This is a genomic window from Sphingobium sp. B11D3D (assembly GCF_025961755.1).
Classification (GTDB): Bacteria; Pseudomonadota; Alphaproteobacteria; order Sphingomonadales; family Sphingomonadaceae; genus Sphingobium.
The window spans coordinates 3,373,895-3,389,144 of sequence record NZ_JAOQOG010000001.1 but is presented as its reverse complement, the minus strand read 5'-3'; the positions used below and the strand labels follow the sequence as shown (position 1 = coordinate 3,389,144).

General features: G+C 66.7%; 12 protein-coding genes. 4 read left to right on the top strand and 8 right to left on the bottom strand.

Going from position 1 to position 15,250, the window contains the following annotated elements:
- The first annotated feature begins 53 nt into the window (after window positions 1–53).
- Window positions 54–1,670, top strand: coding sequence for a tannase/feruloyl esterase family alpha/beta hydrolase (locus M2334_RS15750; RefSeq protein WP_264605920.1), 1,617 nt, complete (start codon window positions 54–56; stop codon window positions 1,668–1,670).
- Window positions 1,671–1,919: 249 nt separating this feature from the next.
- Here M2334_RS15750 and M2334_RS15745 read toward each other — a convergent pair whose 3' ends face one another.
- The 6 genes from M2334_RS15745 to M2334_RS15720 are packed head-to-tail and all read right to left on the bottom strand — an operon-like array spanning window position 1,920 to window position 9,786.
- On the bottom strand, window positions 1,920–2,666 hold the full coding sequence (locus tag M2334_RS15745; RefSeq protein ID WP_264605919.1) for a response regulator: 747 nt from the start codon (window positions 2,664–2,666) through the stop codon (window positions 1,920–1,922).
- Window positions 2,663–5,332, bottom strand: a complete 2,670-nt coding sequence (locus M2334_RS15740; protein WP_264605918.1) for a sensor histidine kinase — start codon at window positions 5,330–5,332, stop codon at window positions 2,663–2,665. Before M2334_RS15740 ends, M2334_RS15745 begins: the two co-directional genes overlap by 4 nt.
- Window positions 5,329–5,919, bottom strand: a complete 591-nt coding sequence (gene kdpC, locus M2334_RS15735; protein ID WP_264576724.1) for a potassium-transporting ATPase subunit KdpC — start codon at window positions 5,917–5,919, stop codon at window positions 5,329–5,331. The genes M2334_RS15740 and kdpC overlap by 4 nt, the downstream gene beginning before the upstream one ends.
- Window positions 5,920–5,930: 11 nt before the next feature.
- Window positions 5,931–7,964: a potassium-transporting ATPase subunit KdpB gene (gene kdpB / locus M2334_RS15730; protein WP_264605917.1), complete on the bottom strand. Its 2,034-nt coding sequence runs from the start codon at window positions 7,962–7,964 to the stop codon at window positions 5,931–5,933.
- A 13-nt stretch (window positions 7,965–7,977) separates the two neighbouring features.
- Window positions 7,978–9,681, bottom strand: a complete 1,704-nt coding sequence (kdpA, locus tag M2334_RS15725) for a potassium-transporting ATPase subunit KdpA (protein WP_264605916.1) — start codon at window positions 9,679–9,681, stop codon at window positions 7,978–7,980.
- Between the two features lie 15 nt (window positions 9,682–9,696).
- Window positions 9,697–9,786, bottom strand: a complete 90-nt coding sequence (locus tag M2334_RS15720; RefSeq protein ID WP_264605915.1) for a potassium-transporting ATPase subunit F — start codon at window positions 9,784–9,786, stop codon at window positions 9,697–9,699.
- Window positions 9,787–10,154: 368 nt separating this feature from the next.
- On the opposite strand from M2334_RS15720, the gene M2334_RS15715 reads away from it, so the two are divergent.
- The 3 genes from M2334_RS15715 to M2334_RS15705 are packed head-to-tail and all read left to right on the top strand — an operon-like array spanning window position 10,155 to window position 14,358.
- Entirely contained in the window at window positions 10,155–11,828 is a 1,674-nt protein-coding gene (locus M2334_RS15715; protein WP_264574263.1) for an MFS transporter, read from the top strand.
- A complete protein-coding gene (locus M2334_RS15710) occupies window positions 11,825–12,985 on the top strand; it encodes an HlyD family secretion protein (protein ID WP_264595279.1) in 1,161 nt (386 codons plus the stop codon). Before M2334_RS15715 ends, M2334_RS15710 begins: the two co-directional genes overlap by 4 nt.
- Window positions 12,985–14,358, top strand: coding sequence for an efflux transporter outer membrane subunit (locus M2334_RS15705; protein WP_264595278.1), 1,374 nt, complete (start codon window positions 12,985–12,987; stop codon window positions 14,356–14,358). Before M2334_RS15710 ends, M2334_RS15705 begins: the two co-directional genes overlap by 1 nt.
- A 25-nt stretch (window positions 14,359–14,383) precedes the next feature.
- Here the strand turns inward: M2334_RS15705 and M2334_RS15700 are convergent, their stop codons facing one another.
- Together M2334_RS15700 and M2334_RS15695 are read right to left on the bottom strand one after the other, a co-directional pair.
- Entirely contained in the window at window positions 14,384–14,953 is a 570-nt protein-coding gene (locus tag M2334_RS15700; RefSeq protein ID WP_264595433.1) for an alpha-ketoglutarate-dependent dioxygenase AlkB, read from the bottom strand.
- Window positions 14,954–14,969: 16 nt separating this feature from the next.
- On the bottom strand, window positions 14,970–15,233 hold the full coding sequence (locus tag M2334_RS15695; protein ID WP_264595277.1) for a DksA/TraR family C4-type zinc finger protein: 264 nt from the start codon (window positions 15,231–15,233) through the stop codon (window positions 14,970–14,972).
- Window positions 15,234–15,250 lie beyond the last annotated feature (17 nt).

The following is a 15,250-nucleotide window of genomic DNA, read 5'->3' as shown; positions in this document are numbered from 1 at the left end:
CTGTGACGTCCGCTCGTCCTGCCACGCAGACAGTGCTTGCTTTGCTCCTGCTCATGCTGGTGGCCCTTGTCGGCACGCCACATGCCATGGCCGCGCCGAAGAGCGAGGCCACGCCGTTCACGCTCCCGGCTCGCCCGGCCAGCGCGCCGCAAATGCCCTGCGGCGACCTCGTCAAGCCGGTCTCCCAGCAAGCGGAGGACATCGTCTATCGCGTGCGTTCGGCGACGGTAGAAGGGGCCAGCGCGGCGACACCGGGCGTCTGCCTCGTCAAAGCTTATACGGCGCCGCAGACCGAGTTTGAGCTGCGCCTACCGCTGGCCGGCTATGCGGGGCGGTTCCTGCAAGGGGGCTGCGGGGGCATGTGCGGAGTCATCGGCCGCGAGGTGACGCCGCTCTGCAGCAACGCCCATATCGCCGATGGCAGCTTTGCCGTCGCCTTCAACAATGGCGGCCATCACAGTGCCGGCATCGGCGATGGCACATGGGCGGTCGGCGCGCCGGAATTGCGGGAGCAGTTCGCGCACAAGGCCGCTCACGCCGTCGCCGTTGCCTCCAAGGCGATCGTCGCGCAATTTTACGGCGCGCCCCCGGCTTACAGCTATTTCGTCGGCTGCTCGGGCGGCGGGCGGGAAGCCTTGATGGAGGTCCAGCGTTATCCGGATGACTTCGATGGCGTTGTGGCCGGCTCGTCGGTCGCCATGCCGGCGGCGATGCAGCTCTTCCTGTGGGAAGCGCAGCAGGGGCTCTATCCCGATGGGCGCGAGATTTTCACGCCGCAGGCCGTCGAACTGCTGCACGCCGCCGTCATTAAGGCCTGCGACGGGCTGGATGGCATCACCGACGGCCAGATCGACGATCCGCGCCGTTGCCGATATAATCCGGCAAAGCTCGCCTGCCGTCCGGGCGCGGCGGGGCAGGCCAACTGCCTCAATGCCGATCAGGTCGTGGCGGCCCGCGCTTATTATCGCGGCCCGACCGATGCCGATGGGCAGTCCCTCTTCCCCGGTGGCGCGCCTTATGGCGCCGAACTGGGCTGGGTTGGCCGCGGCGCGCCGACGCAGACGGGCAAGTTCGCGGCACAATCCTTCCTACAATATCTGCTGCTGCAAGGCGAACTCCCGGCCGACTTCACCTGGCGCGACTGGACCTTCTCGCGTGAAAGCCTGCAGCGGCTGCTCAAGGGGGGCGAACTCTACGATGCCGGCAACCCGGACCTCTCAGCCTTCCGCGACGCCGGCGGCAAGCTGCTGATGTGGCAGGGCGTGGCGGACAATGCCGCCGGCGCTTTTGGCATGCTGGACTATTATCAGGCTGTGCGCGACCATGCCGGCGGGCTGGACGCGGCCCGCGCCTTTGCCCGCATGTTCCTCGTGCCGGGCGGTTATCACTGCGCGGGCGGCTATATCCCCTATGATCAGGATTTCCTGGGCGCAGTGGTGCTCTGGGTGGAAGAAGGCAAGGCGCCGGATGCCGTGGTGGCCAGCGCCCGCCTCGACACGGGCGTGGTGCGCCATCGGCCGCTTTATGCCTATCCCACGCTCACCCACTACCGGGGCGGCGACGTGAATGCCGCGACCTCCTTCGAGCCCGTCACGCCCAAGACGGAGCCGCAAGACGGCTTCGACTGGCCCGGCTCCCACGCCAAGGCGCGCCCGCGGACGGGGCGTTGACCCGCGCGCGGCGGGCCAGAAGGGTGGATGGAATCACAACGCGTGATACCGCCGCGATCTGATAAGCTGCCGGCCTGCGCGAGGAGACAATGGTCACGGTCGTCATGAGCGTCTCCCACCCCGACGAACGCCTGCCGCTGATTGGCAATGCGCTGCTGTGCCCGGGGAGCGAGCGCAAGCGTGCCGCAGCCTTGGCGCAGATCGGGGGGGCGCCGCGCTGGATTGATCCGGCAGCGGTTCGCCCGCTCCTTATCCGCCGAACCTCGCCGCCGTGTCTCCTGCGGCGAACTCTTCCGTCTCGCCTTCGACATTGAAGCGCAGGCGATAGCCGATGCCAAGCTCGTTGCCGATGATCCGGGGACGCTGGGGATCGGCTTCCAGCTTCTGGCGCAGCGTGCGGACGAGCACGCGCAGATACTCCACATGATGGGCCTTTTCGTGCGGCCAGGCATGGGCCATGATCTGCTGATGCGTGATCACGCGGCCGGGGAATTTGGCGAGCTGGGCGAGCACGGTATATTCCTTGGGCGTCAGGTGCACTTCCTTCCCCGCCTTCAGCACGACCCTGTTGAGAAGGTCGATTTCCACGTCGCCCGCCCGCACCATGGACGCCCCGCCATCCTTGGCCATGCGATTGCGCAGCGCCACCCGAACGCGCGCCAGCAGCTCGTCGGTATCGAACGGCTTGGTCAGATAATCGTCCGCACCCAGATCGAGCGCGGCGACCTTCTGGTCCGTCGCGTCGCGGGCCGAGACGATGATCAGCGTCGTGTCCGACTGCTGCTTGAACAGCGGCACCAGTTCGAGGCCGTCGCGGTCGGGCAGTCCCAGATCGAGGAGGCTGATATCCGGTCGCTCCGCCTTCAGCCGCTCCATCGCTTCGCGCGCATTCTCCGCTTCGACGACGGCGTAATCGGCCCGAGTCAGCGCGGTGTGGATGAGCTTGCGGATATGCGGCTCGTCATCGACGATCAGCACCTTGTGACGGACGTTCATAGCAGATCCTCATGGGAGACGTCGGAGATGATCAGCGCCTGCGGGATCGTGATCGTGAAGGCGGCGCCGCGCGGCTCGACATTGTTGGCGGCGGACACCGTCAGGCCCATGGCCTCGGCAAAGCCCTTCACGATGGCGAGGCCAAGGCCGGTGCCATGCTTCGCCCGGTCGGAGCCTTCCAGCCGCGTAAAGGTGTCGAACACCCGCGCTTCTGCGCCCGCCGGAATGCCCGGCCCTTCATCGACCACCGACAGGGCGATCGCATCCGGCAGGCGCTGGCCGCGCACGATCACGGGCGTTCCGGGATGAGCATAGCGACCGGCATTGTCCAGCAGGTTGATGAGGCAGTGATGCAGCAGCGTCGGGTCGACACGAACCAGCGGAATGTCGGGTGCGATCTCCACCTCGACCGCATGACCCTGCAGGGACTGGCGCGTATCATGCACGGCGCCGGCGACAGCATCAAAGAGGTCGGTCGGCTCGACCTTGAGCGGCAAGGCGCCGGCCTCCACCCGCGCCATGTCCAGCAGGTTGGCGACGAAGCGGTTGAGCCTTTGCGCTTCGGCATCGACGGTATCGAGCAGATCGGAGGGATGCTTGCGTTTCAACTCGTGGACCGCGGAGAGAATGGTCGTCAGCGGTGTCCGTAAATCGTGGCTGACAGAGGAGAGCAGCGCCGCGCGCAGCCGGTCGCGCTCCTTGATCTGCCGCGCATCCAGCATCTCCTGCTCCAGCGCCATGCGATCGAAGGCGATGGAGGCCTGATCGAGCAGGCTCATCAGGAGCGGAACCTGATCGGAGCGCAGCGGCGGCCCGGCGTCTTCCCGGGCCAGACCCAGCACGCCGAGCACCCCCCGCTGGGTCCGCAGCGGATGGAACAGCCAGTCCGACGCGGTAAGCGTGGACGATCCGCGCCCGGCCGGCTGCTCATTGTCCATCGCCCATTGCGCGGCCGCCTTCTCGATCTGTTCGAGCCGATCCTCCGGCGGCACTGCCGCGCGCAATTGCGGCCCGTCCGGCGATGGCAGCAGCAGCACGGTGCGCAGCTGGAGCAGGCGGCCGACTTCCGCGCAGATGGCGTGCATCAGCTCTTCCTGGCTCGCCGAGGCGGTGAGCTGGCGCGAAAACCCTGCGAGCGCCGCGTTCTGGCGCGCGCTGGACTGGGCAAGGTCGGCCTGGGCGCGGACGCGCGCGGCGAACTGGCTGGTCACGATGGCCACACCCAGCAGCACAAGGATGCTGACGACATTCTCGGGATTATTGACCGTCAGCGTGCCGGTCGGCGGCAGGAAGAAGAAGTTATAGGCGAGGCTCGAAAGCAGGCCCGAGACCAGCCCCGCCCGCAGGCCATAGCTGGCGGCGGCGAACATGACGGGCACGAGGTACATGAGCGCGATATTGCTAAGGTCGATCGCCTCGATGAGCAGCCTGCCGAGTGCCGTCATCGCGGCGATCGTCACCGCCGACCAGAGATAGTGGGACGGTTCACCCCATCCCTGGCGAAAACGCTGGCGCACCGCCTGCGGGCCGGGCGTGGCGGCGTCGCCGGGCAGGACATGTACGGCGACATCCCCGATCTCGCGCACCAGCTTGTCGACCACGGAGCCATGGCGCAGCTCGAACCACCAGGGTCGCGCCGATTTGCCGATCACGATCTGTGTCGCGCGGGCGTCGGCCACATAATCTTTCAGCCCCTCGACGACGGACGTCGCAGGGATCGTCGCAGTCGTGGCGCCGAGGCGGGATGCGAGCGCCATGGTGTCAGCCAGCTGCTCCCGCTCTTTGGGGGTGAAGGAGAGGCTGCGCTGCGTCTCGATATGGACGGCGGACCAGGGCGCCTTGAGCGCATCGGCGAGCCGCTTGGCCGCGCGGACGAGGCCCTGCGCGCTGGTGACTTCACTGATCGCGACCAGAACGCGTTCCCCCGCCGCGAAGCTGCCGGCCAGGGCATGGGCGCGCACATAATCGAGCATCTGGGCATCGACGGCCTGTGCGGCGCGGCGCAGTGCCATCTCGCGCAGGGCTGCGAGGTTGGACTTTGAGAAGAAATGGTTGAGCGCGCGGCTTGCTTCCTGCGGAATATAGACCTTGCCCTCTTTCAGGCGCTCGATCAGCTCGTCCGGCGGGATATCGACCACCTCGATCTCGGCCATTTCGAGGATGGAATCGGGCACGGTCTCGCGCACATGGATGCGGGTGAAGGAGGCGACGACGTCGTTGAGGCTCTCGACATGCTGGATATTGACCGTGGAATAGACGTCGATGCCCGCGTCCAGCAGTTCCTCGACATCCTGATAGCGCTTGGGGTGTCTGCTGCCCGGCGCATTGCTGTGCGCCAGCTCATCCACCAGCACGAGCTGGGGGCGGCGCGCGAGGATGGCGTCGATGTCCATCTCGCCGAGCCGGTGCCCTTTATGCTCGACGGCGCGGCGGGGGATGACCTCATGCCCGATCAGCAGCGCCTCGGTCTCCTTGCGGCCATGGGTCTCGACGATGCCGACCACGACGTCGATCCCGGCCCTGAGCCGCTGCATGCCGTCGGTCAGCATCTCGTAGGTTTTGCCGACGCCCGGAGCAGCTCCCAGGAAGATCTTGAGACGGCCGCGACCTTCCTGCGTCGCCTGACGCAGAAAGGCTTCCGGATCGCGGCGGTCTGGATCGCTCATGACGGCGTGGTAGCGCCGATTCCGTCCAGACGTCGATTGATTTCCAGCACATTGACGCGCGGCTCACCCAGAACACCGAGCAGCGGTTGTTCGATGCTCTGGTCGACAAGGGACCGGACCCTGGCTGCGTCCCAGCCGCGCGCACGGGCAATCCGGTCCACCTGATAGTAGGCCGCCTGCGGGGTGATGTGGGGATCGAGGCCTGAGCCGGATGCCGTGACCAGATCGGCCGGCACCCGCTTGCCGGGATTGGTCCGTTCCAGCGTGGCTATGTCTGCCTGCACACGGTCGATGAGCGCGCGGCTGGTCGGGCCGAGGTTGGAGCCGGAAGATGCCATGCCATCATAGCCGTCGCCCGCCGCCGAGGGGCGGGGGTGGAAATAGCGATCCGCCGTGAACGCCTGCCCGATCAGGCGCGAGCCGACCGGCTTGCCCTTCTGTTCGACCAGGCTGCCATTGGCCTGTGATGGAAAGATCAGCTGGCCGATGCCGGTGAGCGCGAGTGGATAGGCGAGCCCCAGCAGGAGGGCGAAGAGCGCTGTCATGACCAAAGCCGGTCTGAGCGCGGTGAGAATGTCCTTGTTCATGCGTCTGTTCCTCAGGCGAGGCCAAGGCCGTTGACGGCCAGGTCGATGAGCTTGATGCCGGCGAAGGGCGCGATCAAGCCGCCCAGGCCGTAGATGGCGAGATTGCGCGCCAGCAGCGGACCGGCGCCGATCGGCTTGTAGGTCACCCCCTTGAGCGCGAGGGGCACCAGCAGCGGGATGATGAGGGCGTTGAAGATGATCGCTGACAGGATGGCGCTCTGCGGCGTCGCGAGGCCCATGACGTTGAGCACGCCCAGCCCCGGATAAAGCACGACGAACATGGCCGGGATGATCGCGAAATATTTGGCGACATCATTCGCGACGGAGAAAGTGGTGAGCGCCCCCCGGGTCATCAGCAACTGCTTGCCGAGGCCGACGATCTCGATCAGCTTGGTGGGGTCGCTGTCGAGATCGACCATGTTGCCTGCCTCGCGCGCCGCCTGCGTGCCGGTGTTCATGGCGACGCCGACATCGGCCTGCGCCAGCGCGGGCGCATCGTTGGTGCCGTCACCGCACATGGCGACGAGGCGGCCGCCTTGCTGCTCCTTGCGGATCAACGCCAGCTTGTCCTCCGGTGTCGCCTGAGCCAGGAAATCGTCGACCCCCGCCTCGGCGGCGATCGATGCGGCGGTCAGCGGATTATCGCCGGTAATCATCACCGTGCGGATGCCCATATTGCGCAGTTCGCCGAAGCGCTCGCGGATGCCCGCCTTGACCACATCCTTGAGGAAGATTGCCCCCAGAAGCTCGCCGTCCTTGGCGACGGCCAACGGCGTGCCGCCGGCGCGGGCGATCTCGTCGGTGATGCGCCGCAGTTCCGCCACCGCGGGGCTTTTGTCCGGGCCTGCCATGGCATTCAGGACCGCATCGACAGCGCCCTTGATGACCGTGGTGTCGCCCGTGACCACGCCGGAAATCCGGGTTTGCGCGGTGAAGGGGATCACCTGCGCATCGGCCGGCAGGGCTTGGGCCGCCTCACCGAATTTCTCGCGCGCGAGCGCCACGATCGAGCGCCCTTCCGGCGTCTCGTCCGCCAGACTGGCCAGCAGGGCGGCTTCCGCCAACTGGGCCGGCGTCGCCCCGCCGACCGGCCGGAATGCCGTCGCCTGCCGGTCGCCGACGGTGATCGTGCCGGTCTTGTCGAGCAGCAACACGTCGATATCGCCGGCCGCCTCCACCGCACGGCCGGACTTGGCCAGCACATTGAAGCGAACGAGCCGATCCATGCCGGCGATGCCGATCGCCGAGAGCAAAGCGGCGATGGTGGTCGGAATGAGCGTGATGAGAAGGGCCGCAAGGATCGACACCGGAATGGCGCCGCCGGCATAGCTGGCGAAACCGGGAATGGTGCCGACCGCGATCAGGAAGATGATGGTGAGGCCGACCAGTAGCAGCGTCAGCGCGATTTCGTTCGGCGTCTTCTGCCGTTCGGCGCCTTCCACCAGGGCGATCATGCGATCGAGAAATCCCTGGCCGGGATTGACGGTGACGCGCACGTGGATCTCGTCCGAGATGACTCGCGTGCCAGCCGTCACCGCAGACCGGTCGCCGCCCGCCTCCCGGATGACCGGGGCGGACTCGCCGGTGATCGCGGCCTCGTTGACCGAGGCGACGCCCGCGACGACCTCGCCATCCGATGGGATGAGATCGCCGGTCCCGACCAGCACGGTGTCGCCGATCCGCAATGCGCTGGCCGGCACGGTCTCGGGCTCCTGGTCGTTCTTCAGGCGCTTGGCGGTGAGGTCCGCCTTGGTCGCCCGCAGGGACGCCGCCTGCGCCTTGCCGCGACCTTCGGCCAGCGCTTCGGCAAAGGTGCCGAAGAGGACGGTCAGCCACAGCCAGATGACGAGCTGGAGCTTGAAGCTGCCGGCAAGGCCATCCTGACCGACGATGAGCAGCACCGTCAGGAGCACCGCCACGATGGCGGTCGTGAACATCACCGGGTTACGGATGAGCTGGCGCGGGTTCAGTTTGCGGACCGAGTCCGTGATCGCCGGGACGATCAGATCGGCCGTGAAGAGCGATGGGGACGCTTGGCGTGCCATGGAGGGGCTCCAATCAGAAAAGCTGGCCACGGATCATCGCAAGATGATCGGCGATGGGACCAAGGGCGAGGCTGGGCAGGAAGGTGAGGCCGCCGACGATCAGCACGATTCCCACCAGCAGGCCGGTCCAGAGCGGCCCGGTGGTCGGAAAACTGCCCGCCGTCTCCGGCGTATAGGTCTTCGCCGCCAGCCCGCCGGCAATCGCCAGCATGGGCACGATGACGAAGAAGCGGCCGACCCAGATGGCGACGCCCAGAATGCCATTGTAGAAAGGCGTGTTGGCCGAGAGGCCGGCAAAGGCCGATCCATTGTTCGCCACCGCGCTGGTGAAGGCGTAGAGAATCTCGGAAAAGCCGTGCGGTCCCTTGTTGAGCGGGCCGGCCAGCCCGGCCTCGGTGACCGAAGCGATGGCCGTGAAGCCCAGGATCATGAGCGGCAGCACGGCGATGGCGAGAACCGCGAGCTTGACCTCGCGGGCCTCGATCTTCTTGCCGACATATTCCGGGGTTCGCCCGACCATCAGCCCCGCGACGAACACTGCGAGGATGGCGAACAGCAGGAAGCCATAGATGCCGGCGCCGACGCCACCGACAACGACCTCACCCAATTGCATGTTGAAGAGCGGGATCAGGCCACCAAGCGCGGTGAAGCTGTCATGCATCGCATTGACCGCGCCGCAGGAGGCCGCCGTGGTGACGACGGAAAAGAGCGCGGAGGCGGCGATGCCGAAGCGGACTTCCTTGCCCTCCATATTGCCGCCGGCGATGCCGAGGCTTTGCAGGATGGGGTTGCCCGTTGCCTCCTGCCAGTAGGTGATCGTCGTTCCGGCCAGGAAGAGCAGCATCATGGCGGCAAGGATCGCCCAGCCTTGGCGACTGTTCCCGACAGCCTTGCCGAAAGTATAGGTGAGGCCCACCCCGATCACGAAGATCGAGAGCATCTGGACGAAGTTGACGAGCGCCGTCGGGTTCTCGAACGGATGCGCGGAGTTGGCGTTGAAGAAGCCGCCGCCATTGGTGCCGAGCATCTTGATCGCTTCCTGCGAGGCGACCGGCCCCAGCGCGAGTGTCTGCCTCGCACCTTCCAGCGTCGTTACATCGACTGACCCCGCCAGCGTCTGCGGCACACCGCTCGCGATATAGAAGAGCGCGATGACGCAGCAGAGCGGCAGCAGCAGATAGAGCGTCACCCGCGTCACATCGGCCCAGAAATTGCCAATGCCCTTGGCCTCCCGCCGCGCGAACCCGCGGAACAGCGCAAAGGCCAGCGCGATGCCGGTCGCTGCCGACAGGAAGTTGTGGATCGTCAGGCCGAGCATCTGGCTGAGGGCCGACATCGTCGACTCGCCGACATAATTTTGCCAGTTGGTGTTGGTCGCGAAGCTGATTGCCGTGTTGAAGGCGAGCGGCTGGCTCACCCCCGGATGGCCCAGCGGGTTGAGGGGCAGCAGGCCCTGCAAGCGCAGGATCGCATAAGTGAAGAACAGGACAGTGGCGTTGAACATGAGCATGTGGACGGCATAGCGGCGCCAGCCCTGCTCCTGGTGCGGGTCGATGCCCGCCAGCCTGTAGAAGCCCCGCTCCAGCGGCCCGAGAAGGCCATGAAGTGGCGTCCGTCGCCCTTCATAGAGCGCGAAGAGCCACAGGCCGACGGGTTTGGCCAGTGCCAGCAATATGCCGACAAAGGCGAGGATCAGTGTCCATCCCTGAACTGTCATGATGTCGCCCCCCGATCAGAAGCGTTCGGGGCGTGCGAGCACGGCCACCAGGTAGAAGAGCAGGCCAACCGCGGTCGTCGCGGCCAGCCAATGGTCGATGGTCATGGTCGCCTCCCTCAAGCCTTGTCGCACAGCGCCGCGTAACCGAGCGTCGTAGCCAGCAAGCCGAGGGTGAGCCCCAACCAGAGCATGTCCTGCATGATCGTTCTCCTGCACGACGTCGGAGACCGCAGGAGATGCGGCGCCGAATCATGTGCCGCAGGTCAAATAAGGCAGAGCCGCATTTGAATTCGAGAGACAGGAAAGGCGATCCGCATAGTATTTGCATATGAATCGCGCAGGTCTGGGGCCCGCAGCGCGCTGGACTGGCCGACAGACCACCGATCCCTGGAACGATCCGCGCGCTGAACACTTTGCATTGCAGTCTTCAGATATCCGTCCGAGGATAGAGGCTGGCATGGAAAGGCCCGTGGTTGAGCAGACGGTCTGAAGAGTCGGAATATCAGTTCGAGCCGCACGAGCGGCCGATGATGCCGGGGTCTCCGGCGACGCCCTACCACCCAGGCCGGCGCCGTCTGGGATATTTGCTGATCGGCGTGCTGCTCGGCCTCACGGGTGGCTTCATCAACGGGCTGCTGATGGCGAACCTGCCCCAGATCCAGGGGGCGCTCGGGCTGACCAGTGTGGAGGCCGGCTGGCTGACTGCCGCCTATACGATGACCAATGTCTGCATGAGCCTGCTGCTCATCAAGTTCCGCCAGCAATTCGGCATCCAGCGCTTTGTGCGGATCGTGCTGATCGGCTTTCTCGTCCTCAACACGCTGCAACTCTTCGTGCACAGCTATGGTCTGGAACTCTTTGTGCGCGCGGGCAGCGGCATCGTCGCAAGCGGCCTGTCCACGATGGCGCTGTTCTACATCATGCAATCGATGAAGGCGGAGGCGCGGCTGGGCGGGCTGGTACTGGGCGTCGGCGTCTCGCAGATCGCAACCCCGCTCGCCCGCGTGATCTCCCCGGCATTGCTCATCCATGGTGATGTGCAGAACCTGTACTTGTTCGAGTTCGGCCTCACATTGCTCTGCCTCGCCGGGGTGTGGCTGCTGCGCCTGCCGCCAAGCGAGCGCATCGACGCCTTCGAGCCGCTGGATTTCCTGACCTTCGCATTGTTCGCCCCCGGCATAGCCCTGCTCTCCGCCGTGCTCGTGCAGGGGCGCATCGTCTGGTGGTCGACTCAGTGGCTGGGCTATGCGCTGGCCGGCGCGATCCTGCTGATCGGCGCGGCGGTGATCGTGGAGCACAACCGGGCCAATCCGCTGCTCAACACGCGCTGGATGGGTAGTGCTGCGATTATCCGGTTCGCCGTCATCGCCGCCAGCATGCGCGTGTTGCTCGGCGAGCAGAATGTCGGCGCCAGCGGCCTGCTGACCGTGCTGGGCATGGGGCAGGACCAGCTGATCGGTTTCTACACGGTGGTCACGCTGGCGACCATATTCGGGCTGGCGGTGAGCCTCAAAACGCTCAAGCCGACCGACCTGCTCAAACCCGTGATCATCTCCTGCGCGCTCATCGCCATCGCCGCGTTCTTCGACACCCAGTCCAGCAATCTCACGCGCCCGGCGCAGCTTTATGTGACCCAGGCGATGATTTCCTTCGCTGCGATCTACTTCATGGGGCCGACGCTCATGGCGGGCATCCTGCAGGCACTGGCCAAGGGGCCGAGCCATATCGTCAGCTTTTCGGCCGTGTTCGGCATTTCGCAGCAATTGGGCGGCATCGGCGGGGCAGCCCTGCTGGGCAGCTTCCAGATTGTCCGTGAGCGCTTCCATTCCGAGATGCTGGTCCAGTCGCTCGTCGGCACCGATCCGCAGGTGGCGCAGCGCATCCAGCAGCTCGGCGGCGCTTATGCGCGGACGCTGGGCGATCCGGCCTTGCGTCAGGCGGAAGGCAGCATCCTCCTCTCCCAGCAGGTCGCGCGGGAAGCCAATATCCTGGCGTTCAACGATGTGTTCATGCTGGTCGGTGCGCTGGCCACGCTCGCCTTTGTGTATCTCGGCGCGCGGTGGATCTATTATCGTCGCAAAGGCATTACCCCCCTGGCCGAAGAGCTTGCGGCCTTGGCGGCAATGAGGACCAGGGCCCAATCATGAGTGACACCTCCGCCGAACATCCGCGCCCATCGAACCGGACCGACCGTCTGGAAGATCCGGTGGAAGTGCCCAATGACACCACCCCCGTGGCCAGCGCGCCGAAGCGCGGCTGGGCGCCCCCGCAAGCCGGCCGAAGGGTGACGCTGCTGGCCGTCCTGTTCATCGTCGTCGGCATTCTCATCGTGCTTTACGCCTGGGGCCTGCCGCCCTTCTCGTCGGATGTTCAGACGACGGACAATGCCTATGTGCGCGGCCAGACCACGGTCATTGCGCCACAGGTGAACGGCTATGTAGTGGAGGTTCAGGTTCAGGATTATGAGCAGGTCCGCAAAGGGCAGGTCCTCGCGCGGATCGACGACCGGATCTATCGCCAGAGAGTGGCGCAGGCGCAGGCCCAACTCGCCACGCAGCGCGCTAACCTTTCCAACAGCAGCCAGAGCGAAGCGTCCAGCCAGGCTCAGCTTGCGGGGCAAGCCGCCAGCGTGGCCAACGCCAAGGCGCAACTGGCCCGCGCGCAGGCCGATATGCGCCGGGTGAATGATCTCGTCAGCCAGGGCTCCGTCTCCCTGCGCGAGCGGGACCAGACTCTGGCGGCGTTGCGGCAGGCGGAAGCGGCCGTGCTGCAGGCGCAGGCGCAGCAGCAGGTGGCGAGCGAGCAGGTCCGCACGGTGACGGTCGGGCGCGGTGGCCTGCGCGCCAATGTCGATGCGGCGCAAGCGGCGCTGCGCCTCGCGGAGATCGATCTCGCCAACACGATCATTCGCGCCCCACAGGATGGGCGGCTGGGCGAGGTGGGCGTGCGGCTGGGGCAATATGTCACGGCCGGCTCGCAGCTGACATTCCTCGTGCCGCCCTTCGTCTGGGTGGCTGCGAACTTCAAGGAAGCGCAGACGGCCCATATGGCGCCGGGCCAGACCGTGCGGCTGCGGGTCGACGCACTGGACGGGGCTGTCATCCACGGCAGGGTCGAGCGGCTGGCGCCCGCCGCCGGCAATGAGTTTCAGGTCATCCGATCCGACAATGCCACCGGCAATTTCGTGAAGGTGCCGCAACGGATCACGGTGCGGATCGCGCCGGATGCCAAGGACCCCCTCTATGCGCGGCTGAGGCCGGGCATGTCCGTCCAGGCCAGGGTCGATACGGCAGGGCACCGGTGATGCGGCCGGCCATCGCCTTGCTGTGCGTCGCGTGCCTGTCCGGCTGCATGGCGCCCCCGACGCCGCTGCCCCCGTCGGCTGCGGTCACGCCGCCTGCCGGCTGGCAAAACGCCGTGGCGGGAGAGGGAGCGGTCAATGCCGGCTGGTGGCGGGCGTTCAATGATCCCGCGCTGACGCAACTGGTCGAGACCGCGATCGCCAACAATGTCGACATCGCCATCGCCGCCGCCCGGGTCCGCGAAGCGCGGGCGCAGGAGCGGCTGGCGCGCGCGCAGCTTTTCCCCACGCTGGATGCGACCGCCGCCGGCTCCCACGGCCGATCGCTTAACCCGTTCGGCCAGGCGACAGAGGGCACGAGCGCCCAGCCTGCGCTGCAGGTGGCTTATGAGATCGATCTATTCGGCAGGATCGACGATCAGACATCGGCCGCGAGATCGGCCTGGCTGGCCAGTCAGGCCGCCCGTGATGCGACGGCGCTTTCGGTCAGTGCGGCCACAGCATCGGGCTACATCACGCTGCTGGCCCTCGATGCGCGTCGCGACGTGGTTCGCCGGACGATCACGGCACGGGCCGAAAGCCTTCGCATTGCCCGCTCCCGCGCCGAGGCCGGCTACACCTCCCAGCTGGAGCTGCGCCAGGCCGAGGCGGAATATCAGGCCGCAGCCATCATCCTCCCGCAGGTCGATCTGGCGATCCTGCGGCAGGAGAATGCTCTGCGCCTATTGACCGGGGATGGGCCGGGCGTGATCCAGCGCGGCGGATCGCTCGACGCCCTCGTCGCGCCGTCCGTGCCCGATCAGGGGCTGCCGTCCGAGCTGCTGCGCCGCCGGCCCGACATCGCGCAGGCAGAGTTCGCTCTGGCCGCATCGGATTCCACCCTGTCAGCCGCGCGCAAGCAGTTCCTGCCGAGCCTTCGCCTGTCTGCTGCGGCCGGCGCGGTCTTCAGCAGCGCGCTGGCGAACCCGGTGACGATCTGGTCCGTCGGCGGCAGCGTGCTGGCGCCCTTGTTCGAGGGCGGGCGCTTGCGCGCCGGCGTGGAAACGGCCGCCGCCCGCCGCGATCAGGCCGCCTTTGCCTATCGCAAGACGGCCCTGACGGCATTCGGTGAGGTGGAGAATGCGCTGGGCAATGTCTCCAGCCTTCGCCAGCAGCGGGCCAGCGCCGAGGCGCAGAGGGCAGCCATTGCCGACGCATTGCGCCACGCGACCAACCGCTATCGTGCGGGCTACAGCAGCTATCTTGAAGAGCTCGACGCGCAACGCGCCCTGCTCTCCGCCGACCTCGCGCTGGTTCAACTGCGTGCCGATCAGCTCAACGCCCTGGTCACCCTGTATCAGGTGCTGGGCGGCGGCTGGGAGAGCGATGCGCGTTGACCTGCGCTAGCTTCGGGAGGCTGGCTCAGCCTCGGCGCCCTTTGTCGGATAGGCTGCGGAAGGTGACCGACCAGCGCGGCTGGGTCATCGGCGCGATGCTGTGTTCCCAGTCGTGGCGGACCTCGCCGGACAGATGGTAGACCGACCGCGGGGCCAGTTCGAGCTTCGCGCGTTCGAAGCCGCCCGAATGGCGCCGGCGCAGCCGCAGCACCGCATCGCTGCCGAGCGAGATGCCCACGACATGCTCGAACACCGGCCGATCCCTGTGCCAGCCGATGCCGGCCCCCGCGTCATAACGGGTCAGCAGCGACTGGACGAGATCGTCAGCAGCGAGCCCCGCGAAGCGGGCGGCGCGGGCTCTGAGCGGGAGCAGCCAGTCGGGTATGGGGTCGGTCGTCCCGAAGCTGCCGGTCTCGAAATCGTAGCGCCATCCAAAGGAGTGGGTGAGGCGCTTGCCGGTCCACTGCTGGAACCGGAAAGGCGCCAGGCCCAGTGCGTCGATCCGCTCGATCAGCGCGGCTTCCTCCCGGGCATCAATGATGTCTGCGCGTGCGTTCAGGCCGGGCACAAGGGGCGTATCGAACAGGTCGAGCATCGTCATGCAGGCGGCATCACCGCAACTGGCTGTCCTTGCTGCCGCGCCGGTTGATGGCGGAAAATGCCGGGCGCTTGTCGCGTGCCGACTGGCAGGCGACGCAGGTCCGCGCGCCGGGCAGCGCCTTTCTGCGCGCCTCGGGGATTTCCTCGCCGCATTCCTCGCACGCCAGGGTACCGGGGCCCGATGGCATCCGGGCCCGGGCGGTTGCCAGAGCGTCTTTCACGCTGTCGTCGATCTGATCCTGAACGGCGCCGTCGGGCGCCCAGCCATTGGCCATGCTCGCCTGCTCCCGCA

Coding starts and splice junctions, on each gene's coding strand:
- M2334_RS15695 (WP_264595277.1), bottom strand. CDS start 15,233: ATGGCCAATGGCTGGGCGCCCGACGGCGCCGTTCAGGATCAGATCGAC.
- M2334_RS15750 (WP_264605920.1), top strand. CDS start 54: ATGCTGGTGGCCCTTGTCGGCACGCCACATGCCATGGCCGCGCCGAAG.
- kdpC (WP_264576724.1), bottom strand. CDS start 5,919: ATGAACAAGGACATTCTCACCGCGCTCAGACCGGCTTTGGTCATGACA.
- M2334_RS15740 (WP_264605918.1), bottom strand. CDS start 5,332: ATGAGCGATCCAGACCGCCGCGATCCGGAAGCCTTTCTGCGTCAGGCG.
- kdpA (WP_264605916.1), bottom strand. CDS start 9,681: ATGACAGTTCAGGGATGGACACTGATCCTCGCCTTTGTCGGCATATTG.
- kdpB (WP_264605917.1), bottom strand. CDS start 7,964: ATGGCACGCCAAGCGTCCCCATCGCTCTTCACGGCCGATCTGATCGTC.
- M2334_RS15700 (WP_264595433.1), bottom strand. CDS start 14,953: ATGCTCGACCTGTTCGATACGCCCCTTGTGCCCGGCCTGAACGCACGC.
- M2334_RS15710 (WP_264595279.1), top strand. CDS start 11,825: ATGAGTGACACCTCCGCCGAACATCCGCGCCCATCGAACCGGACCGAC.
- M2334_RS15720 (WP_264605915.1), bottom strand. CDS start 9,786: ATGACCATCGACCATTGGCTGGCCGCGACGACCGCGGTTGGCCTGCTC.
- M2334_RS15705 (WP_264595278.1), top strand. CDS start 12,985: ATGCGGCCGGCCATCGCCTTGCTGTGCGTCGCGTGCCTGTCCGGCTGC.
- M2334_RS15745 (WP_264605919.1), bottom strand. CDS start 2,666: ATGAACGTCCGTCACAAGGTGCTGATCGTCGATGACGAGCCGCATATC.